The organism is Thauera sp. DNT-1 (genome assembly GCF_055393985.1).
In genome coordinates this window covers 1,368,216-1,389,382 of the sequence record NZ_AP043752.1, presented here as the reverse complement: position 1 = coordinate 1,389,382, position 21,167 = coordinate 1,368,216, and the positions used below count along the sequence as shown (strand labels likewise).

At 68.5% G+C, this 21,167-nt stretch carries 20 protein-coding genes; all 20 read left to right on the top strand.

Annotated features, from left to right (window positions below; genetic code table 11):
* Positions 1 to 1,161: a benzoyl-CoA reductase subunit C gene (gene bcrC, locus ACZ5PP_RS06445; protein ID WP_004303026.1), complete on the top strand. Its 1,161-nt coding sequence runs from the start codon at positions 1 to 3 to the stop codon at positions 1,159 to 1,161.
* Positions 1,162 to 1,163: 2 nt separating this feature from the next.
* Positions 1,164 to 2,462 carry a benzoyl-CoA reductase subunit B gene (gene bcrB / locus ACZ5PP_RS06440; protein ID WP_004303027.1) on the top strand — a complete coding sequence of 433 codons (1,299 nt, stop codon included), beginning with the start codon at positions 1,164 to 1,166 and terminating at the stop codon, positions 2,460 to 2,462.
* A gap of 10 nt (positions 2,463 to 2,472) precedes the next feature.
* Positions 2,473 to 3,789 (top strand): benzoyl-CoA reductase subunit A, encoded by a 1,317-nt coding sequence (gene bcrA, locus ACZ5PP_RS06435; protein ID WP_004303028.1) that lies wholly within the window; start codon positions 2,473 to 2,475, stop codon positions 3,787 to 3,789.
* Between the two features lie 2 nt (positions 3,790 to 3,791).
* Positions 3,792 to 4,640 carry a benzoyl-CoA reductase subunit D gene (bcrD, locus tag ACZ5PP_RS06430; protein WP_004303029.1) on the top strand — a complete coding sequence of 283 codons (849 nt, stop codon included), beginning with the start codon at positions 3,792 to 3,794 and terminating at the stop codon, positions 4,638 to 4,640.
* A gap of 25 nt (positions 4,641 to 4,665) precedes the next feature.
* A complete protein-coding gene (locus ACZ5PP_RS06425) occupies positions 4,666 to 4,908 on the top strand; it encodes a YfhL family 4Fe-4S dicluster ferredoxin (RefSeq protein WP_004303030.1) in 243 nt (80 codons plus the stop codon).
* 58 nt (positions 4,909 to 4,966) lie between these two features.
* A complete protein-coding gene (locus tag ACZ5PP_RS06420; protein ID WP_004303031.1) occupies positions 4,967 to 5,431 on the top strand; it encodes a GNAT family N-acetyltransferase in 465 nt (154 codons plus the stop codon).
* A gap of 35 nt (positions 5,432 to 5,466) precedes the next feature.
* Positions 5,467 to 6,012: a GNAT family N-acetyltransferase gene (locus ACZ5PP_RS06415; RefSeq protein ID WP_004303032.1), complete on the top strand. Its 546-nt coding sequence runs from the start codon at positions 5,467 to 5,469 to the stop codon at positions 6,010 to 6,012.
* A 75-nt stretch (positions 6,013 to 6,087) separates the two neighbouring features.
* Positions 6,088 to 6,798 carry a 3-oxoacyl-ACP reductase FabG gene (gene fabG, locus ACZ5PP_RS06410; protein ID WP_012585753.1) on the top strand — a complete coding sequence of 237 codons (711 nt, stop codon included), beginning with the start codon at positions 6,088 to 6,090 and terminating at the stop codon, positions 6,796 to 6,798.
* A 186-nt stretch (positions 6,799 to 6,984) separates the two neighbouring features.
* Entirely contained in the window at positions 6,985 to 8,133 is a 1,149-nt protein-coding gene (locus ACZ5PP_RS06405; RefSeq protein ID WP_004303034.1) for an ABC transporter substrate-binding protein, read from the top strand.
* Positions 8,134 to 8,247: 114 nt separating this feature from the next.
* Positions 8,248 to 9,285: a branched-chain amino acid ABC transporter permease gene (locus ACZ5PP_RS06400; protein ID WP_004303035.1), complete on the top strand. Its 1,038-nt coding sequence runs from the start codon at positions 8,248 to 8,250 to the stop codon at positions 9,283 to 9,285.
* On the top strand, positions 9,282 to 11,096 hold the full coding sequence (locus ACZ5PP_RS06395; RefSeq protein ID WP_004303036.1) for a branched-chain amino acid ABC transporter ATP-binding protein/permease: 1,815 nt from the start codon (positions 9,282 to 9,284) through the stop codon (positions 11,094 to 11,096). Before ACZ5PP_RS06400 ends, ACZ5PP_RS06395 begins: the two co-directional genes overlap by 4 nt.
* Positions 11,096 to 11,863 (top strand): ABC transporter ATP-binding protein, encoded by a 768-nt coding sequence (locus ACZ5PP_RS06390; RefSeq protein ID WP_004303038.1) that lies wholly within the window; start codon positions 11,096 to 11,098, stop codon positions 11,861 to 11,863. Before ACZ5PP_RS06395 ends, ACZ5PP_RS06390 begins: the two co-directional genes overlap by 1 nt.
* A gap of 155 nt (positions 11,864 to 12,018) precedes the next feature.
* Positions 12,019 to 12,486, top strand: coding sequence for a DUF192 domain-containing protein (locus tag ACZ5PP_RS06385; RefSeq protein ID WP_040828669.1), 468 nt, complete (start codon positions 12,019 to 12,021; stop codon positions 12,484 to 12,486).
* A gap of 207 nt (positions 12,487 to 12,693) precedes the next feature.
* The gene (gene flhB, locus ACZ5PP_RS06380) at positions 12,694 to 13,836 is read left to right on the top strand and encodes a flagellar biosynthesis protein FlhB (RefSeq protein WP_004303041.1); all 1,143 of its coding nucleotides are present in this window, start codon (positions 12,694 to 12,696) and stop codon (positions 13,834 to 13,836) included.
* A gap of 10 nt (positions 13,837 to 13,846) precedes the next feature.
* Positions 13,847 to 15,949 carry a flagellar biosynthesis protein FlhA gene (gene flhA, locus ACZ5PP_RS06375; RefSeq protein WP_004303043.1) on the top strand — a complete coding sequence of 701 codons (2,103 nt, stop codon included), beginning with the start codon at positions 13,847 to 13,849 and terminating at the stop codon, positions 15,947 to 15,949.
* A gap of 405 nt (positions 15,950 to 16,354) precedes the next feature.
* Positions 16,355 to 17,824, top strand: coding sequence for a flagellar biosynthesis protein FlhF (gene flhF / locus ACZ5PP_RS06370; protein WP_464826901.1), 1,470 nt, complete (start codon positions 16,355 to 16,357; stop codon positions 17,822 to 17,824).
* A 2-nt stretch (positions 17,825 to 17,826) separates the two neighbouring features.
* Positions 17,827 to 18,612, top strand: a complete 786-nt coding sequence (locus tag ACZ5PP_RS06365) for a MinD/ParA family ATP-binding protein (RefSeq protein ID WP_012585749.1) — start codon at positions 17,827 to 17,829, stop codon at positions 18,610 to 18,612.
* 124 nt (positions 18,613 to 18,736) lie between these two features.
* Complete coding sequence (locus tag ACZ5PP_RS06360; protein WP_004305488.1) at positions 18,737 to 19,510, top strand: RNA polymerase sigma factor FliA; 774 nt, start codon at positions 18,737 to 18,739, stop codon at positions 19,508 to 19,510.
* Between the two features lie 30 nt (positions 19,511 to 19,540).
* Positions 19,541 to 20,281 (top strand): flagellar motor protein, encoded by a 741-nt coding sequence (locus ACZ5PP_RS06355; RefSeq protein ID WP_004305500.1) that lies wholly within the window; start codon positions 19,541 to 19,543, stop codon positions 20,279 to 20,281.
* A 15-nt stretch (positions 20,282 to 20,296) separates the two neighbouring features.
* The gene (gene motD / locus ACZ5PP_RS06350; protein WP_004305503.1) at positions 20,297 to 21,136 is read left to right on the top strand and encodes a flagellar motor protein MotD; all 840 of its coding nucleotides are present in this window, start codon (positions 20,297 to 20,299) and stop codon (positions 21,134 to 21,136) included.
* Positions 21,137 to 21,167: the final 31 nt, after the last annotated feature.

The window sequence follows — 21,167 nt, the reverse complement described above, 5'->3', positions numbered from 1 at the left end:
ATGAGTACGGCAGACATCATCGCGCGCTGTGAAGCGCTCTACGAAGACCTCGATTTCACCGCCGCAAGGAAGTGGAAGGAGGCCGACCCCTCGCGCAAGGTAATCGCCTACATGCCGGTGTATGTGCCGCGCGAGATCATCCACGCCGCGGGCATGCTCCCGCTCGGCATCATGGGCGGAGGCGACGGCCTGGAGGTGATCCACGGCGACGCCTACTACCAGAGCTACATCTGTCGCATCCCACGCTCGACCATCGAGCTGGGGCTGTCCAAGCGCATGGATTTCGTCGACGGCATGCTGTTTCCCAGCATCTGCGACGTGATCCGCAACCTGTCCGGCATGTGGAAGCTGCTGTTCCCGGGCAAGTACGTGCGCTACTTCGACGTGCCGCAGAACTATCGCGACGACGTCGGTGGCAGCTACTACACCAACGAGCTGAACGAACTGCGTGAAGGCCTCGAGCACCTCTCCGGGCGCAAGATCACCGACGACGCGCTGCGTGCCTCGATCGCGGTCTACAACGAGAACCGCAGGCTGGTGCAGGCGGTGTACGGCATGCGTTCCCGCGAGCCGTGGAAGGTGCCCTCGTCCGAAGTCTATCTGCTGATGCGCGCCGGCCTCGTGCTGCCGGTGGAAGAGCACAACCAGATGCTGAGCGAATACCTCGCCGCAGCCGAGAATGTGAAGGCATCCAAGCGCGACAACTGCCGCGTGGTCATCAACGGCTCGTTCTGCGAGCAGCCGCCGCTCAACCTGATCAAGTCGATCGAGCTCGCCGGCTGCTACATCGTCGATGACGACTACATGATCGTGCATCGCTGGCTGCGCAATCCGGTCTCGACCGGCGGTGATCCGATGCAGAACCTGTCGCTCGCCTTCCTGCACGAGTCGATCGCCACCGCCGCGAAGTACGACGACAAGGAAGAGGACAAGGGCAAGTACCTGCTCGAGCAGGTTCGCAGCAACGCCGCGGAGGGTGTCATCTTCGCCGCGCCCAGCTTCTGCGACCCGGCCCTGCTCGAGCGGCCGATGCTGGCCGACCGCTGCTCCGAGCACAACGTCCCCTACATCTCGTTCAAGTACGCGGAAAACTCGGGCCAGATGCAGCCGATCCGCGAGCAGGCCGGCACCTTCGCCGACTCCATCAAACTCTGGAGCTAATCATGAGCGCAGCCACCTCCCCCGAAGTCATCAAAGAACCCTCGATGGTGAAGCAGAAGGAGATGATCGCCGGCAACTACGATCGTCTCACCGGCACCAAGGAGTCGGGCGAGAAGGTCGTGTCGACCTTCGTCCCGGGCAACCTGAACGAGCTGATCATGTGCTTCGACATGGTCAACAACCTGCCCGAGACCAACGCCATCCAGAACGGCATGCGCAAGGTTTCCGGCGGCATGATCATGGACGCCGAGAAGGCGGGCCACTCCGAGGACGTGTGCACCTACGTCAAGGCCGACATCGGCATGATGGGCCGCGGCAACATCGCGCCCAACGGCAAGCCGATGCCCGCGCCGGACATGCTGCTGCTGTCCTACACCGGCTGCTTCACCTTCATGAAGTGGTTCGAGCTGCTGCGCCACGAGTACAAGTGTCCGACGGTGATGCTGCAGATCCCGTATCAGGGCGACGGCAAGATCACCAAGAACATGCGTGACTTCGTGGTCAAGCAGCTCAAGGAAGAAGTCATCCCGATGTTCGAGAAGGTCTCGGGCGTCAAGTTCGACATCGACCGCCTGCGCGAATACCTGAAGAACTCGGCCAAGGCCGAGGACAACCTGGTCTGGGTGCTGGAGAGCGCGAAGAACCGTCCCTCGCCGATCGATGCCTACTTCGGCGGCGTGTACTACATCGGCCCGATGTTCACCGCCTTCCGCGGCACCACCGACGCGGTCGAGTACTACGACCTGGTGCGCAAGGAGATCGAGCAGCGCATCCGCGAGGGCAAGGGCCCGATCACGCCCGAAGGCGACATGAAGGAAGAGAAGTACCGCCTGGTCGTCGAGGGTCCGCCGAACTGGACCAGCTTCCGCGAGTTCTGGAAGCTCTTCTACGACGAGGGCGCGGTGGTGGTGGCGAGCTCCTACACCAAGGTGGGCGGCCTCTACGACCAGGGCTTCCGTCACGACCCGAACGATCCGCTGGGCACGCTGGCCGACTACTGCCTGGGTTGCTACACCAACAACAACCTGCCGCAGCGCGTCGAACTGCTCGAGAAGTACATGAACGACTACCAGGCCGATGGCCTGCTGATCAACTCGATCAAGAGCTGCAACAGCTTCTCGGCGGGTCAGCTGCTGATGATGCGCGAGATCGAGAAGCGGACCGGCAAGCCGGCGGCGTTCATCGAGACCGACCTCGTCGATCCGCGCTACTTCTCCCACGCAAACGTCAAGAACCGTCTGGAAAGCTACTTCCAGATGGTCGATCAGAAACGCAGCGGCGCGTCGCTGGCAGCCGCGTAAGGAGCGAACCATGGAATGTTTCGTCGGAATTGATCTGGGGTCCACCACGACCAAGGCGGTCGTCATGGACGACAAGGGGCAGGTGCTCGGTCGCGGCATCACCAACTCGCGCTCGAACTATGACACCGCCGCACGCGTCTCCAAGCTCGAGGCGTTCATCGATGCGCGCCTGAGCCTGATCCGTCGCGAGCTCGAGAAGGTGCCGGCCGTCGCCGGTCGGGTAGACGAGATCCTCGCCGGCCTGACGCGCAACTTCCGCCGCGAGCAGTTCGTCGAGCAGCTCGGCGACCTCGAGCAGACCTGCATCGCCAACGTCGAAGGCCCGCGCTTCGCCGGCAAGGAAAAAGTGATCGTCGGTGCGCTGACCGAAGTCTTCCGCCGCCTGCGCGAGGAAGAAGCCGACAAGCTGTTCGCACCCACGGCGCAGCGCAAATCGGACTTCTTCCGCGATCTGGCCGGTTCGCGCTTCATGCAGATCGGTGAGGAAGTGGCGCGCGATGCCGGGATCCCCTTCGACACCCTGCTGCACATGTACGACAAGTCGATCATCGAGGTCGAGAACCGTCCGCCTTCGGGTGACATGAACCGCAAGTTCCGCACCGCGATGGAGCGGGTTCGTGGGGAGATGTCCAGCGCCCTCGACACCGCCGCGCTCGGCGCGCCGATCGATGCGGCGCTCGATGTGGACATGGTCGAGCGCTATGTGGTCGGCACCGGCTACGGCCGCGTCCGCCTGCCCTTCCCGAAGGAGCACATCCGCTCCGAGATCCTCTGCCACGGCCTGGGCGCCCACCTGATGTATCCGAAGACCCGCACGGTGCTCGACATCGGCGGCCAGGACACCAAGGGCATCCAGATCGACGAGAAGGGCATCGTGGTGAACTTCCAGATGAACGACCGCTGTGCCGCCGGCACCGGCCGCTATCTGGGCTACGTCGCCGACGAGATGAACATGGGCCTGCACGAACTCGGCCCGCTCGCGATGAAGGCGACCAAGTCGATCCGCATCAACTCGACCTGCACCGTGTTCGCCGGCGCCGAGCTGCGCGACCGCCTGGCGCTGGGCGACAAGCGCGAGGACATCCTCGCCGGCCTGCACCGCGCCATCATGCTGCGCGCGATGTCGATCATCTCGCGCTCGGGCGGCATCACCGACGAGTTCACCTTCACCGGCGGCGTGGCCAAGAACGAGGCCGCAGTCAAGGAGTTGCGCCAGCTCGTCAAGGAAAACTACGGGGAGGTGAAGATCAACATCGACCCCGATTCGATCTATACCGGTGCGCTTGGGGCTTCCGAATTCGCCCGTCGCGCCGTCGTGGAGGCTTGAAAATGACCATCACCGCAGGCATCGACATCGGCACCGGCGCCGTCAAGACCGTCCTCTTCCGCGTCGAGGGCGACAAGACCGAGTGGCTGGGCAAGCGCAACGACCGCATCCGTCAGCGCGATCCCTTCAAGCTCGCCGAGGAGGCCTACCACGCGCTCCTCGAGGAGGCCGGCCTCAAGGCGTCCGACGTGGATTACGTCGCCACCACCGGCGAGGGCGAGAGCCTCCACTTCCACACCGGCCACTTCTACTCCATGACGACCCATGCGCGTGGCGCGGTCTACCTCAACCCGGAAGCGCGCGCGGTGCTCGACATCGGCGCGTTGCACGGGCGGGCGATCCGCAACGACGAGCGCGGCAAGGTCGAGACCTACAAGATGACCAGCCAGTGCGCCTCGGGCTCGGGGCAGTTCCTCGAGAACATCGCGCGCTACCTCGGCATCGCCCAGGACGAGATCGGCTCGCTGTCGAACCAGGCCGACAACCCCGAGGTGGTGTCGAGCATCTGCGCGGTGCTGGCCGAGACCGACGTCATCAACATGGTGTCGCGCGGCATCACGGCGCCCAACATCCTGAAGGGCATCCACATCTCGATGGCCGGTCGCCTGGCCAAGCTGCTCAAGTCGATCGGCGCGCGCGAGGGCGTGGTGCTCTGCACCGGCGGCCTGGCGCTCGACGAGGGCCTGCTCAACACCCTCAACGAGTCGGTCAAGGAGCAGAAGATGAACGTGACTGCGTTCAACCACCCGGACTCGCCCTTCGCCGGTGCGATCGGCGCGGCCCTGTGGGGTGCCTTCCGCCACGAGAAACTCGCGCGCCTGGGCGGGCAGCAGCTCGCCGCCGCGGCCTGAAACCAGCCTACAGGAGGAAGCCATCATGGCCCTGCTCATCAATGACGACTGCACCGCGTGCGATGCCTGTGTCGAGGAGTGCCCGAACGAGGCGATCACCGCCGGCAACCCGATCTACGTGATCGATCCGGGCAAGTGCTCCGAGTGCGTCGGTGCCTTCGACGAGCCGCAGTGCAAGCTCGTCTGCCCGGCCGACTGCATCAAGGATCACCCGGACTACCGCGAATCGCAGGACGAACTGCAGGCCAAGTACGACAGCCTGCACTGATCCACCGGCGGAGGGGGCCGATGGCGGCCCTCCGCCCCAGTCATCTCAGGGAGACGCAATGACTGCGAATACCGAAATCAAGCTGCGGCCGCTGGCCGCCGGCGACCTGGCGGCGGTCACCCGCCTCGACGCGACCAATGGCGGCGAGAGCCGCGCCGGCTTCTTCGAGCGCCGCCTCCAGGCCGAGCAGCAGAGCCCCACGGGATTCTTCTCCTGCGTGGCCGAGCGTGGCGGCGAGGTCGCCGGTTTCCTGCTGGGCCACCTGCTCGACGGCGAATTCGGCGGCCTGGAACGCGTCGCGGTGCTCGACGCCGTGGCGATCGACCCCGCGGCCCAGCGCCAGGGCCTCGCCCGCAAGCTGGTCGGCGAGTTCGACCGCAGCGCGCGCGAACGCGGCGCCAGCGAGATGCGCACCCAGGCGCAATGGGATCGTCCCGGTCTGGTCGAGTTCTTCTCCGCGGCCGGCTTCCGCCTGTCGCCGCGGCTGGTGCTCGAGCGCCCGACCGAATACGTGAACTTCTGAGTTCACGTCCGGAAACGACAACCTGGAGATCAGCGATGACCACGCGTCCGCATCCCACCACCAAGCAACTGCTGGACCAGTTCAACACCGAGCCCGACTACAGCGACGCCAGCCAGGATGACGCCGAAGCCTTGTCGCGCGACCGCATCCCGGTGCGCTCGCTGACCGCGGCCGACTTCGACGCCGTCGTGCGCATCGACCGCCGCACCACAGGCCACGACCGCAGCGCCTACTACCGGCGCAAGTTCGACGAGGCCCTCGGCGAGTCCGGCGTCCGCGTCTCGGTCGTCGCCGAGCAGGACGGCATGGTCGCCGGCTTCCTGATGGCGCGGGTCGACTTCGGCGAGTTCGGCCGCGCGGCCACTGCTGCCGTGATCGACACCATCGGCGTCGATGCGGCGGCCAGCGGCAAGCACGTCGGCCGTGCGCTGGTGTCGCAGCTGCTCGCCAACCTGACCTCGCTGCACGTCGAGTCGGTGCGCACCGAGGTCGAGTGGAACCGCTTCGACCTGCTGCGCTTCCTCGACCGCTGCGGCTTCCGTCCCGGCCAGCAGCTCTCGCTGTCGCGCCCGCTCGTCTGAGCGCTCGGCATCAACCGGCCCGGGGTCCGCGCAAGCGGGCTCCGGGCATATGCACATCCAGAGGGGAAGCGGCTCATGGGTTTTAGCGGAGAACTGGCTGGGAAGGTGGCGATCGTCACCGGCGGCGCGCGCGGGATCGGACGCACGATCACCGACGCGTTGGTCGCCTCCGGCGCGCGCGTGCATGTCTTCGACATGACCGACAGCAACGAGTCGGCGGGCGTGCTGCATCGGGTGAATGTGGCCGACGCGCAGTCGGTGGCCGACGCGGTGGCGCAGCTGCCCGAGCCGGCGACGTTGCTGGTCAACAACGCCGGCATCACGCGCGACCGCAGCCTGCTCAAGATGAGCGACGAGGAATGGCGCTCGGTGCTCGACGTCAACCTGAGCGGCGCATTCCACATGCTGCGCGCCTGCGCGCCGGGCATGATCGCGGCCGGCCGCGGCCGGGTCGTCAACATCACCTCGATCAACGGCCTGCGCGGCAAGTTCGGCCAGGCCAACTACACCGCGGCGAAGGCGGGCATGATCGGCCTCACCAAGACCGCGGCGCGCGAACTCGGCCCCAAGGGCATCACCGTCAACGCGGTTGCGCCCGGCATGGTGATGACCGAGATGGCGCGCGCGCTGCCGGCCGAGGTGCTCGAGCGCGCGCTGCAGGAGTCGGTGATGCGCGAGCTCGCCACCCCGGACGATATCGCCGCAGCCGTCGTCTTCCTGCTCTCGGACATGGCGCGCATGATCACCGGCGAGGTCATCCGGGTGGACGCCGGGCAGTACGTCTGAAACATCGCAAAGCGGCCTGGGAAGCCGCTTTGCGCGTAGCATGCATCACGCCCGCAGGGCCCGGAATCGTCTACCATTGAGGCGCTTTTCGTGGAACTGCAGGTATCGGGTTTCATCGGGTGGCAAGAAGGGCGGCCCGTCATGGTCAGGCTGGTCGCCTAATCCATAACGACCGGAGGAGATACCATGAAACTGAAGAAGACGCTGTTCGTCGCGCTCGGTCTTGCCTTTGCGGCGGGCGCCGCCCATGCCCAGCTCAAGGTGGGCATCACCGTCTCGGCCACCGGGCCGGCCGCCTCGCTCGGCATCCCCGAGCGCAACACCGTCGAGCTGATGCCCAAGGAGATCGCCGGGCAGAAAGTCACCTACGTCGTCCTCGACGACGCCTCGGACACCACCAGCGCGGTCAAGAACATCCGCAAGCTGGTCTCCGAGGACAAGGTCGACGTGGTGCTCGGTTCGACCACCTCGCCCAACTCGCTCGGCATGATCGACGTCGCCGCCGAATCGCAGACCCCGATGATCGCGTGGGCGGCCTCCAGCCGCATCGTCGAGCCGGTGGACGAGAAGCGGCGCTGGGTGTTCAAGACGCCGCAGAACGACTCCCACATGTCGACCGCGATCGTCTCCCACATGACGAGCAACAACGTCAAGAACGTGGCCTTCATCGGTTTCGCCGACGCCTATGGCGAGGGCTGGTACGAGCAGTTCAAGTCGGTCGCCGAGGCGCGCGGGATCAAGATCGTCGCCAACGAGCGCTTCACCCGCACCGACACCTCGGTTACCGGGCAGGTGCTCAAGATGATGGCGGCCAAGCCCGACGCCATGTTCATCGCGGGCTCGGGCACGCCGGCGGCGCTGCCGCAGAAGACGCTCAAGGAGCGCGGCTGGTCGGGCAAGGTCTACCAGACCCACGGTGTGGCGAACAACGACTTCCTGCGCGTCTGCGGCGCCGACTGCGAGGGCACGCTGCTGCCCGCCGGTCCGGTGCTGGTCGCCGAGCAGTTGCCCGACAACAACCCGGTCAAGGCGAGCGCGATGACCTACATCAAGGCCTACGAGGCGGCGCACGGCAAGGGCAGCGTGTCGACCTTCGGCGCCCACGCCTGGGATTCCGGCGTGATGCTGCAGGCGGCCGTTCCCGCGGCGCTCAAGAAGGCCCAGCCCGGCACCGCCGAGTTTCGTGCGGCGCTGCGCGACGCGCTCGAGAACATGAAGGAGGTCCCCGGGGCCCACGGCGTGTTCACGATGGGTCCGAACGACCACCTCGGCCTCGACCAGCGCGCGCGCGTGATGGTGCAGATCCAGAAGGGCGCCTGGAAGCTCGTCCAGTAAGCGGTGCTCCCGCGCGGTCGCCGGGCTTGCGGCCCGGCGGCCGCGCCGTTCCCATCAGTCGGTCCACTCGATCGCGCTTCGGCTTCCGGCCGGGGCGCGCGGAGGCTCGCGTCCATGGATTTTCAGATTGCACTGATCCTCGGTCAGGACGGCATCACCAACGGCGCCATCTATGCGCTGCTAGCGCTCGCGCTGGTACTGGTGTTCGCTGTCACCCGGGTGATCTTCATCCCGCAGGGAGAGTTCGTCGCCTACGGCGCGCTCACGCTTGCGATGATCGGTAACGGTGTCTTCCCCGCCACGGCCTGGCTGCTGCTCGGTGCCGGGGTCGCCGTCGCCGCCCTCGACGGACTCGGGGCGCTGCGTGCCGGGCAGGCGCGCAAGCTGCCGAGCGTCTTCGCGGTCAATATCGGCTACCCGCTTGCGGTCCTTGCCCTGCTGCGCCTGTTGCCGCTAACCGAACTCGGCCTCGCGGTGCAGATCCTGCTCACCATGCTGGTGGTGGTGCCGCTCGGACCGATGATGTACCGCATCGTCTTTCAGCCGATCGCCGAGGCCACGGTCCTGGTGCTGCTGATCGTCTCGGTCGCGTCCCACGTCGCGATGGTGGGCCTGGGCCTGCTGTTCTTCGGCGCCGAGGGTTACCGCACGCCGCCGCTCTCGGATGCGAGCTTCGAGGTCGGCCCGCTGACGGTGAGCGGGCAGACGATCTGGGTGATTGCGGCTTCGGTCGTGCTGATCGTCGCGCTCGCGCTGTTCTTCGGCCGCACGATCTACGGCAAGGCCTTGCGCGCCACCGCGATCAACCGCAACGGCGCCCGCCTGATGGGGATCCCGCCCGCGCTCGCCGGCAAGCTCACCTTCCTGCTCGCCGCGCTGATCGGCGTGCTGTCGGGCGTGCTGATCTCGCCGATCACGACGATCTACTACGACAGCGGCTTCCTGATCGGCCTCAAGGGTTTCGTCGCCGCGATCATCGGCGGGCTGGCGAGCTATCCGCTCGCAGCCTTCGGCGCGGTGCTGGTCGGCCTGCTCGAATCCTTCAGTTCGTTCTGGGCGAGCGCCTACAAGGAGGTCCTGGTGTTCACGCTGATCATCCCGGTTTTGGTCTGGCGCTCCCTGACCAGCCACCACGTGGAGGAAGAGGAATGAAACCCGCGCTCTCTCCGCGCCTGGTGATGGCCGCGTTCGTCGCTCTGCTGGCGGTGGCGCCGCTGGTGCTGTCGGCCTTCTACGTCACGCTGCTCAACTACATCGGCCTGTATGCCATGGTCGCGCTCGGGCTGGTGCTGCTCACCGGTGTGGGCGGCCTGACCAGCTTCGGCCAGGCCGCCTTCGTCGGCCTCGGCGCCTACACCACCGCGCTGCTCACCACCTCGGCGGAACTGCCCGGCTGGCTGGCCTGGGCGGGCGGCTCGCCCTGGCTCGCCCTGCTCGTCGGGCTGGTGCTCACCGTCGTGGTGGCCTTCCTGATCGGCAAGCTCACCCTGCGCCTGTCCGGGCATTACCTGCCGCTGGCGACCATCGCCTGGGGCCTGAGCCTGTACTTCCTGTTCGGCACCATGGGCTTTCTGGGCGGCCACACCGGCCTCACCGGCATCCCGCCGATCTCGCTGTTCGGCTACGAGCTGCGCCAGGGCGAGGAGGTGTATTACCTGGTCTGGCTCTTCGTGCTCGCCGGCGTGCTGACCACCAGCAACCTGCTCGACTCGCGCGAGGGCAGGGCGATTCGCGCACTCAAGGGCGGCATGGTGATGGCCGAGGCGATGGGCGTCGACACCGCGCGCTCGCGCATGGTGATCTTCATCCTCGCCGCCTTGCTCGCTTGCGCCTCGGGCTGGCTGTACGCGCACATGCAGCGCTTCGTGAATCCGACGCCATTCGGCCTGCACATCGGCATCGAGTATCTGTTCATGGCGGTCGTCGGCGGTGCGGCCCACGTCTGGGGCGCGCTCGTCGGCGCGGGCGTGATCACCGTGCTCAAGCAGTGGCTGCAGGACCTGCTGCCCAAGCTCTTCGGCACCAGCGGCAACTTCGAGGTGATCTTCTTCGGTGTGCTGATGGTGCTGGTGCTGCACAAGGCACGCGGCGGGCTGTGGCCGATCCTGGTGTCGGGGTTCAAGCGCTTCATCCCGGTCGCGGCACAGCGTCGGGCGGTCGATCGCGATGCGTTGGCGCTACCGCGGCGCGAGCTGCCGGCCGCCGGCAGCCTGCTGCTCGAGGCCAAGGCGGTCACGCGGCGCTTCGGCGGCCTGCTCGCCAACAACAACATGAGCCTGGAGGTGCGGGCGGGCGAGATCCTCGCCCTGATCGGTCCCAACGGCGCGGGCAAGAGCACGATGTTCAACCAGGTTTCGGGCGTGGATACGCCGACCTCGGGCGAGGTCCGTTTCCTCGGCGAGTCGGTGGTCGGCAAGGGCTCACGCGCGATCGCGCGCATGGGCATGAGCCGCACCTTCCAGCACGTGCGCCTGCTGCCCACCATGAGCGTACTCGAGAACGTCGCCATCGGCGCCCACATGCGCGGCACGAGCGGCGTGCTGTCGGCGGCGTGGCGGATGGACCGCGCCGAGGAGGCGCGCCTGCTCGCCGAGGCTGCGCGCCAGATCGAGCGCGTGGGCCTGGGCGAGCACATGTTCGACGAGGCCGGCAGCCTCGCGCTCGGCCAGCAGCGCATCCTCGAGATCGCGCGTGCGCTCGCCTCCGACCCCTGCCTGCTGCTGCTCGACGAGCCTGCCGCCGGTTTGCGCTACAAGGAGAAGGAAGCGCTCGGCGACCTGCTGCGCAAGCTGCGCGGCGAAGGCATGGGCGTGCTGCTGGTCGAGCACGACATGGACTTCGTGATGGGCCTGGTCGATCGCGTGGTGGTGATGGAGTTCGGCGAGAAGATCGCCGAGGGCCTGCCGGAGGACGTGCAGCGCGACCCGGCCGTGCTCGCGGCCTATCTCGGAGGAGAAGACTGATGGCGACGAAGAACCTTAGCGATCGCCCGGTACTGCGGGTCGAAGGCCTGTGCGTTTCCTACGGCAAGGTCGAGGCGCTCACCGACGCCAGCATCACGGTCGGGGAGGGCCAGATCGTCACCGTGATCGGCCCCAACGGCGCCGGCAAGACCACCATGCTGTCGGCGATCATGGGGCTGCTGCCCTCGCGTGGTCGCATCGAGTTCGACAGCGTGGCGATGGTGGCGCCGGAGGTCGAGACCATGGTCGCGAGCGGGATGAACCTGGTCCCGGAGAAGCGCGAGCTTTTCGGCGAGATGAGCGTCGAGGACAATCTCGTGCTGGGTGCCTTCCAGCGCTACCGCATGGGCTTGCGCGACCACGCGCAGACCATGGAAGAGATCTTCGCGCTCTTCCCGCGCCTGCGCGAACGTCGCACGCAGATGGCCGGCACCCTCTCGGGCGGCGAACGCCAGATGCTGGCGGTCGGTCGCGCGCTGATGGCCAAGCCCAAGCTGCTGATGCTCGACGAGCCCAGCCTGGGGCTGGCGCCGCTGATCACGCGCGAGATCTTCCGCATCGTCACGCAACTGCGCAGCCGCGGGGTGTCCATCCTCCTGGTCGAGCAGAACGCCCGGGCTGCGCTGCAGGTGGCCGACTACGCCTACGTGCTCGAGACCGGCGGGATCGCCATGGAGGGCCCCGCCTCCGAGCTCGCCGGCGACCGGCGCGTGATCGATGCCTACCTCGGCGTGGGCGGCAAGCATCAGGAGATGCTGGCGACGTAAGGAGTGAGGCGTGAGGTGCGAGGCGCGGTGGGTCCGGGGGCGCTCGCGGACTTCCCGGCTGTGGCGGTTCCGCTCCTTGCGCCTCACGTCTCGCGCCTTACTCCTCGGCGCGCGCTAAACTCGCGGCCTCCATGCTTTTTCGGGCCTGTTCCGCGATGAAGAAACGCTCCTCCGTTCTCCGTTCCTCGATCGCCTCGGTCCTGTGCGCGGCCGCCTTCTCCGCCGCGGCGCAGGGGGGGGGCGCCAGCCTGCCGGTGGCCGAACTCGGGGCCGGCATGTACCGCATCGAGGCCGAGGTCGCCCATACCGCAGAGGCACGCCAGACCGGGCTGATGCACCGCGTGGCGATGCCGCTGCATCGCGGCATGGTGTTCGTGTTTCCGGAGGAGGGGGCGCACTGCATGTGGATGCGCAACACGCATCTGCCGCTCTCGGTCGCCTTCATCGATGCCAGGGGGAAGATCCTCAACATCGAGCGCATGGCGCCGCGCACCGAGGTCAACCACTGCGCGGCCGCGCCGGCGCGCTTCGCGCTCGAGATGAACGCCGGCTGGTTCGAAGAGCGCGGGATCGCTGCGGGTGCGCTGCTGCGCGGTATCGACCGCCTGCCCGCGCCGCGCTGAAGGGCGCCCGGGCGGATCGAAAGCCCGCGCCGGGACACGGCCGGGATGATCGGCGCGGTCTCGGCGGCGCTCGCACAAAGCGCCGAATTGCGCCGCTTTCCACCACGTTTTCTGCGTCCGGCCCTTGCCGGCATCGGCCGATAATCCGCACACGTCGCCGCGCGCCCGTATTCCTGCGGTGCGGCGCGACGGCGGACGGAGCCGGCCGTGGCCGAAGACAGCGACCTCGAGAAGACAGAAGACCCCTCGTCACGCAGGCTGGAACAGGCGCGTGAGGAAGGCCAGGTCCCGCAATCGCGGGAGCTGTCGACCTTCCTCGTCACCATGACCGGTGCGGCGACCTTGCTGTTGCTCGGGGGCTGGATGGCGGGGCGGGTGATGGGGCTGTTCCGCGACGGTTTCGCCTTCGACCGCCGCGCCGCCTTCGACGAGAACGTCATGCTCGACATGCTCGAGCGCATGCTCGGCGGCGCGCTGCTCACCCTGATGCCGCTCTTCGTCGCGCTGATGGTCGCCGCAGTGGCTGCGCCGATGGTGCTCGGCGGTCTGGTCTTCGCACCCAAGGTGCTCGGGCTCAAGTTTGACCGCCTCGACCCGCTGCAGGGGCTGGGGCGCATGTTCTCGCTGCACGGGCTGGTCGAGATGTTCAAGGCCATCCTGAAGTCCGTACTGGTCGGCGGCGTGGCCGCCCTGGTGCTGTGGTACGAGTTCGAGCACCTGTTCAGCCTGATGGTCGAGCCCCTCGAGACCGGCATGGCGGATTTTTCCGCCACCATCGTCTTCGCCACCCTGCTGATCGTGCTCAGCCTCGGCCTGCTCGCCGCGATCGACGTGCCCTTCCAGCTCTGGCAGTACCACAAGAAGCTGCGCATGACGAAGGAAGAGGTCAAGCGCGAGAGCAAGGAGCAGGAAGGCGACCCGATGATCAAGGGCCGCATCCGCGCGATGCAGCGCGAGATGGCGCGCCGTCGCATGATGGCCGAGGTGCCCAAGGCCGACGTGGTGGTCACCAACCCGACCCATTTCTCCGTCGCCCTCAAGTACGACGCCGCGAAGATGGGCGCGCCGGTGGTGGTCGCCAAGGGGCGGGGAGAGCTCGCCCTCAAGATCCGCGAGATCGCGAAGGAGAGCGAAGTCCCGCTGCTCGAGGCGCCGCCGCTTGCGCGCGCGCTATACAAGCATTGCGAGCTCGAGCAGGCGATCCCGGCCGCGCTGTACACCGCGGTCGCCGAGGTGATGGCCTATGTCTATCAGCTCGACGCCTGGATGAAGCAGGGCGGCCTGCCGCCTGCCGCCCCCACTGCCTTGCCGGTGCCCGTCGGGATGGATCCCGGCGTGCCCGCGGAATGAAGCCTGAACCATGGCCCTGAACGACACCCTCAAGCTGCGCCAGCTGCTCGCGCCTGCCAACCTGCGCCCGCTCGCCGCGCCGCTGCTGATCCTCGTCATCCTGTCGATGATGGTGCTGCCGCTGCCGGTCTTCCTCCTCGACGTCTTCTTCACCTTCAACATCGCGATCTCGGTGATGGTGATGCTGGTGGCGATGTACTCGACGCGGCCGCTGGACTTCTCCGTTTTTCCCACCGTGCTGCTGGTCACCACGCTGCTGCGCCTGTCGCTCAACGTCGCCTCCACCCGCATCGTGCTGCTAGAGGGTCACGCCGGTCCGGATGCCGCCGGCAAGGTGATCGAGGCCTTCGGCAACTTCCTCGTTGGCGGCAACACCGCGGTCGGGCTGGTGGTGTTCATCATCCTCACCGTGATCAACTTCGTGGTGATCACCAAGGGCGCGGGCCGCATCGCCGAGGTGTCGGCGCGCTTCACCCTGGACGCGATGCCGGGCAAGCAGATGGCGATCGACGCCGACCTCAACGCCGGCCTGGTCGACGAGAAGGAGGCCAAGCGCAGGCGCAAGGAGATCGCGCAGGAATCGGACTTCTACGGCGCCATGGACGGTGCGTCCAAGTTCGTGCGCGGCGACGCGGTCGCCGGCATCATCATCCTGGCGATCAACATCATCGGCGGCCTCTTCGTCGGCATCATGCAGCACGACATGGCGGTGGGCGACGCCGCCCACACCTATACCCTGCTCACCATCGGCGATGGCCTGGTGGCGCAGATCCCCTCGCTGATCGTCTCGGTCGCGGCCGGTCTGGTGGTGTCGCGGGTGGGCGACGAGGGCGATGTCGGCGGGCTGGTGATCGGCCAGCTGTTCTCCAATCCGCAGGTCATGGTGCTGACCGCGGCGATCATCGGCGTGCTCGGCCTGATTCCGGGCATGCCCAACCTGGTCTTCCTGCTGCTCGCGGCCACGCTCGGCGGCATGGCCTGGATGCGGCGCAAGCGCATCGCCGAGGAAGCCGCGGCCGCCGCCGCGCCCGAGGCCGCGGCGCAGGTTCCGATGCCCGCCGCCGACAATCTGGAGGCGAGCTGGAACGACGTCTCGCAGGTGGACGTGCTCGGGCTGGAGGTCGGCTACCGGCTGATCCCGATGGTCGACAAGGGCCAGGACGGCGAGCTGCTCAAGCGCATCCGCGGCCTGCGCAAGAAGTTCGCCCAGGAGGTCGGTTTCCTGTCCGCGCCCGTGCACATCCGCGACAACCTCGAGCTCAAGCCCAACGGTTACCGGCTCGCCCTCAAGGGCGTCGAGGTCGGCAGTGGCGATGCCTATCCTGGCCAGTTCCTCGCCATCAACCCGGGGCGCGTGTCCGGCCCGCTTGCCGGACGCGAGACCACCGACCCCGCCTTCGGGCTGCCCGCGGTGTGGATCGACGCCTCGATGCGCGAGCAGGCGCACGCGCTCGGCTACACCGTGGTGGACGCGAGCACCGTGGTGGCGACCCACCTCAACCACGTCATCCTCAACCACGCCGCCGAGCTGCTCGGCCGCCAGGAGACCCAGGCCCTGCTCGACCACCTCGGCAAGGAATCGCCCAAGCTGGTCGAGGACCTCGTGCCCAAGCTGCTGCCGCTCGGCACCGTGCAGCGCGTGCTGCAGAACCTGCTCGAGGAAGGCGTCAACATCCGCGACATGCGCAGCATCATCGAGGTGCTCGCCGAGAACGCGCCGCGCGTGCAGGATCCGGCCCAGCTCACCACCCGGGTGCGCGAGGCGCTCGGTCGCGCCATCCTGCAGGGCCTGTTCCCGGGCAATGCCGAGGTCCAGGTGATGGCGCTCGAGCCCGGGCTGGAGCGCATCCTGATGCAGGCCATGGCTGCGGGCGGCGAGGGCGGGGCGATCGAACCGGGCCTGGCCGATACCTTGCTGCGCCAGACCGCGCAGATCGCCCAGCGCCAGGAGGATGTCGGCTTGCCGCCGGTGTTGCTGGTGCCCGCGCAACTGCGCCTGCTGCTGTCGCGCTTCCTGCGCCGCGCCGTGCCGTCGCTGAAGGTCGTCTCCAACAGCGAGGTGCCGGAGAACCGCACCATCCGCGTCACCGCGATGGTGGGCGCGCAGGGCTGAGCACCCACGCGCCTGCGGAGTCGCCGTGGGAGCGACGCAAGTCGCGATCAGGCGGTTCGTCCGTGTTGGAGCGGATTCCGTGCGCCGCGATCGCGACTCGCGTCGCTCCTACGAAGAACCACTGCGTGCGGAGTCTCCTCCGCAGGCGCGACGCAAGTCGCGATCAGGCGGTTCGTCCGTGTCGGAGCGGATTCCGTGCGCCGCGATCGCGACTCGCGGCGCGCCTGCGGACAATGCTCGCGCTTCCCGACACGGCTGCGGGGCCACGATCGCTGCCGCCGGTGCGCGCTCCCCGTCTCCCGAATTGACCCCGGAAACCCGCTTTATTCCACCCCAGGCGCTTGACCCGGCCTCGCGATAATCCTCATCAAGCAGTGGTCGACGACGGCCACCGGGAGATTCGCCATGAACGTCAAACGCTACTTTGCCCCCACCGCCCGCGAGGCGCTCCGCGCGCTCAAGGAAGCCCTCGGTCCGGATGCGATCGTGCTGTCCAACCGCGCCGTCGAAGGCGGGGTGGAGATCCTCGCGCTGCCGGGCGAGGCGGTCGGCGCGCTGCAGGCGGCCAATCGGGCGGCGGTGGTGGCGCGTGCGGGCGGGGAGGTCCGGCCGGCAGCGGTCGAGATGCCGGCCGCGGCGGCGCGCAGCGCCGACGACGCCGACTTCCGCGTGAGCCTTTCCGCGCTGGCGGCCAGCGCCGCGCGCAACGCTTCCCGCCCCGTCGCGCAGCCGGCCGCCGAGCCGGCGACGGTGGTGCGCGCCTTCAATCCGCCACGCATCGAGACCGCCGACTACGCGCTGCGCAGCCGCGACGGCGTGCTGCGCGCGGCGGCCGCGGCCCAGACCGCCGCCCGCCCGGCGCCGAGCGGTCCGGCGGTGTTCTCCGGTCGTGCCGCGCGCTCCGACGCCGACGAATTCGGCAGCGCGCGCGTGCGCGAACTGCAGGAGACCAACGCCCGCCTGATGGCCGAGCTCACCGGCATCCGCGGCATGATCGAACGTCAGCTCGCCGGCTTCGCCTGGGGCGAGACGCGCCGCCAGGCGCCGGCGCGCGCGGCCATGCTCGGAGAGCTGCTCGAGGCCGGGTTCTCCGCGGCGATCGCGCGCAAGCTCGTCGAGGCCGTGCACGAGGACGCCGACCGCATCGAGGCGCGCGAGGCCGTGGGTGCCGCCCTCGATCGCCTGATGCGGGCCTGCGCCTCGGACGAGGATCTGCTCGACCGTGGCGGCGTGTATGCCCTGGTCGGCCCCACCGGCGTCGGCAAGACCACCACCACCGCCAAGCTCGCCGCCCGCTGCGTGGTGCGCCACGGCGCCGGCCGGCTCGCGCTGATCACCACCGACGGCTACCGCATCGGCGCCCAGGAGCAGCTGCGCATCTACGGCCGTATCCTCGGCGTGCCGGTGTTCTCGGTGCGCGACGCGGCCGACCTGCGCCAGACCCTGGCCGGCCTGCGCAACAAGCACATGGTGCTCATCGACACCATGGGCATGAGCCAGCGCGACCGCATGGTGGCCGAGCAGGCGGCCATGCTCTCCGGCGCCGGCGACGTGCGCCGGCTGCTGCTGCTCAACGCCACCGCGCGCGGCGACACCCTGGACGACGTGGTGCGCGCCTATGCCGGCGGCGACCTCGCCGGCTGCATCTTCACCAAGGTGGACGAGGCCGCCTCGCTCGCGCCGGCGCTCGATGTCGCGGTGCGCCACGAGCTCGACATCCGCTACCTCACCAACGGCCAGCGCGTACCCGAGGACCTGCACCTGCCCAACCGTGCCTACCTCTTGCATCGCGCGCTGCGCGAGCACGGCAGCGCCTCGCCCTGGCACCTGCAGGGCGACGAGGCCGGCATGCTGCTCGCGGCGGGAGGGGCCTGAGCATGCTCGACGGACGCGAAGACCAGGCCGCCGGCCTGCGCAGGCTGTTCCGCCGCGCGCCGCCCCAGGTGGTGGCGCTGTATGCGGGCGGTCGCCGCGCCGCCGACAACGCCGCGCTCGCCGCCCACCGCATCGCCGGGCGCAGCGAGCGTGTGCTGGTGCTGGACGAGGCCGAGGGCGGCGCCAGGCTGTGCGGCGCGCTCGGCGTGGGCGAGGGCGTGGACCTGCTGCAGCTGCTCGACGGCCGCAGCACGCTCGCCGACATCGTGCAGCCGGTGCCGGGCCTGGTGGGCCGCGTGCCGGCCGCGGCCGCGGCGCTCGCGCTGCCCCTGCTCGACGATCCGCGCCGTGCCTGCCTGATCGAGGCGCTGCGCATCCTGCACCGCCACGCCGGCTTCGTTCTGGTGCACGCGAGCGGCGAACAGGCTGCGGAGCCGTCTCCGTTCGTGCTCGCCGCGCCGCGCCGACTGGTGGTCGCCGAGGCGAGCGCGAGCGGCGCCACCGACGCCTACCACACCATCAAGGGCCTTGCCGCCGCGGGAGCCGGCTCGGTGCACGTGGCCGTGTGCCGCGCGCGCGGGCGGGCGGACGCCACCGCCTTCTTCCGCAGTCTCGATGCGCTCGTGCGCCGCCACGTGGGCGTCCCGCTCGCGTGGGTGGGCGAACTCGAACGCGACGAGATCGCCGGCGGCCTGCAGCAGCCGCTGCAGGCTTCGACCCACGATGCGGGCGCGGCCTTCCTGCGCCGGGTCGGCGCCATGGCGCGTGCCGGCGTCATGCGCGCCTGATGCGCCGCCGACGTGACAGATCGCGCTGGTAAAGGCGGCGATGCTACGGGAAAATGCACAACTCCTATCCACGCGGGCGGGGGCCGACGGTCCCGTCTGCTGCCAGAACCCACAGGCCCGATGCATGTACGACGCACACGGTAAGCTCGACAAGGGTGGCCTCGTCGAGAACTACGCCCCGCTGGTCAAGCGCATCGCCTACCAGTTGATGTCGCGCCTGCCCGCCAGCGTGGATGTGGACGACCTGATCCAGAACGGCATGATGGGCCTGCTCGATGCCCTCGGCCGCTACGAGCAGGGCCTCGGCGCCCAGTTCGAGACCTATGCGGTGCAGCGCATCCGCGGCGCCATGCTCGACGGCCTGCGCGAGAACGACTGGCTGCCGCGCAGCCTGCGCCGCGACATGCGCCGCATCGAGGCGGCGATCCACAGCCTGGAGCAGCAGAACGGCCGCCCGCCCTCCGAGAGCGAGCTCGCCGCCGCGCTCGACCTGCCGCTGGAGGATTACCAGCGCATGCTGCAGGACGCGCGCGGCCACCAGCTCGTCTATCTCGAGGATTTCAACCGCGAGGAAGACGACGACTATCTCGACCGTCATCTCGCCCAGGAGGGCAACGATCCGCTCACCCTGCTCGAGGACACCGACCTGCGCCGCCGCCTGGTCGGGGCGATCGAGCACCTGCCCGAGCGCGAGCAGCTGGTGATGGCGCTGTATTACGACGAGGAGCTCAACCTGCGCGAGATCGGCGAGGTGCTCGGCGTCACCGAGTCGCGCGTGTGCCAGCTGCACAGCCAGGCGGTGGCTCGCCTGCGCGCCTGCGTCTTCGAGGGCGGCACGGCGATGCCGGTCGCGCGCCGGCGCGGGCGCCCACCCAAGAACGCGGCCGCGGGCCGCTGATCGGGGCCGCCAGCGCCGCCCCCGGATACCATGGACAAGATCAGCCTCGTCGGCCTCACCCTCGGAATCGCCGCCATCCTCGTCGGCCAGGTGATCGAGGGCGGTCACCTGTCCTCGCTGTTCCAGCCCACCGCGTTCATGATCGTGATCGGCGGCACGCTCGGCGCGGTCATGCTGCAGAGCCCGCTGCGCGTCTTCATGCAGGGCATGCGCATGGCGCGCTGGGTCTTCGTGCCGCCGGCGCCCGCCTTCGATACGATCATCGAGCAGGTCGCGAACTGGGGCCAGACCGCGCGCAAGGAGGGCCTGCTGAGCCTGGAGAACCAGATCGAGGCGCTGTCCGACCCCTTCATGCGCAAGGGCCTGCAGCTGCTGGTCGACGGCATCGAGCCCAACCGCCTGCGCGAGGTGCTCGAGGTCGAGATCGGCGTGTGGGAGAACCAGATGAAGATGTCGGCGCGCATCTGGGAGGCGGCCGGCGGCTATGCGCCGACGATCGGCATCCTGGGCGCGGTGATGGGCCTGATCCACGTGATGGAGAACCTCTCCGACCCTTCGCGGCTGGGCGCCGGCATCGCGGTCGCCTTCGTCGCCACGATCTACGGCGTGGGCTTCGCCAACCTGGTGTTCCTGCCGATCGCCAAGAAGCTGGGCGCGCACATCGTCACCCTGACCACCCAGCGCGAGATGTTCGTCGATGGTCTGGTGGGGATCGCCAACGGCGACAACCCGCGCATCATCGCCAGCCGCATGCAGGGCTACGTGGCCTGAGCGCCGGGAGACATCATGCGGCGCAGGCGCAAGCTCGACGAGGAACACGACAACCACGAACGCTGGCTGGTGTCCTATGCCGACTTCATCACGCTGCTGTTCGCCTTCTTCGTGGTCATGTATTCGCTGTCGTCGGTCAACGAGGGCAAGTACCGCGTGCTCTCCGACTCGCTCGTGCAGGCCTTCCGCAACGTCAATGTGAACGAGAGCGGCGAACAGATCGTGCTGCCCAAGGTCAGCGTCGTGCCTTCGCAGGCGATCACCCGGCCGGCGCCCCCGGCGGTGGATCCTGTCGTGGAGCAGCGTCGCCAGCAGGCCGCGCAGCGCATGCGCAACGTGGCCGACGAGATCCGCCGCGTGCTCTCGCCGCTGACAGGGTCCGGCCAGGTGAAGGTCACCGAGGGCGCCTTCGGCGTCAGCGTCGAGATCAACGCCAGCCTGCTCTTCGCGCCGGGCGAGGCCGCGCTCGGCAGCAATGCCGTGTCGGCGCTGCAGGCGGTGGCGCGGGTGCTGGCGCCGGCGGAGTTCCCGATCACGGTCGAGGGCCACACCGACAACGTGCCGATCAGCACCTTCCGCTTTCCGTCGAACTGGGAGCTCTCGGCGGTGCGTGCCTCGACGGTGGCGCGGCTCTTCATCGACAACGGCGTCACCCCGGCGCGCCTGACCGCCGCCGGCTATGCCGACCAGCGCCCGGTCGCGGACAACGCGGACGAGGAGGGCCGCGGCCGCAACCGTCGCGTCACCATCCTGATCGAGTCGCGCATGGCCGACCCCGAAGGCAATGCCGGCCCGACCACCATCCCGCCCGACGACCCCATCCGCTCCATCCTGCCGGAGGCCCCGCAGGGTTGATGGCAGCCGGTCGGGGTGAGACCCCACGGCG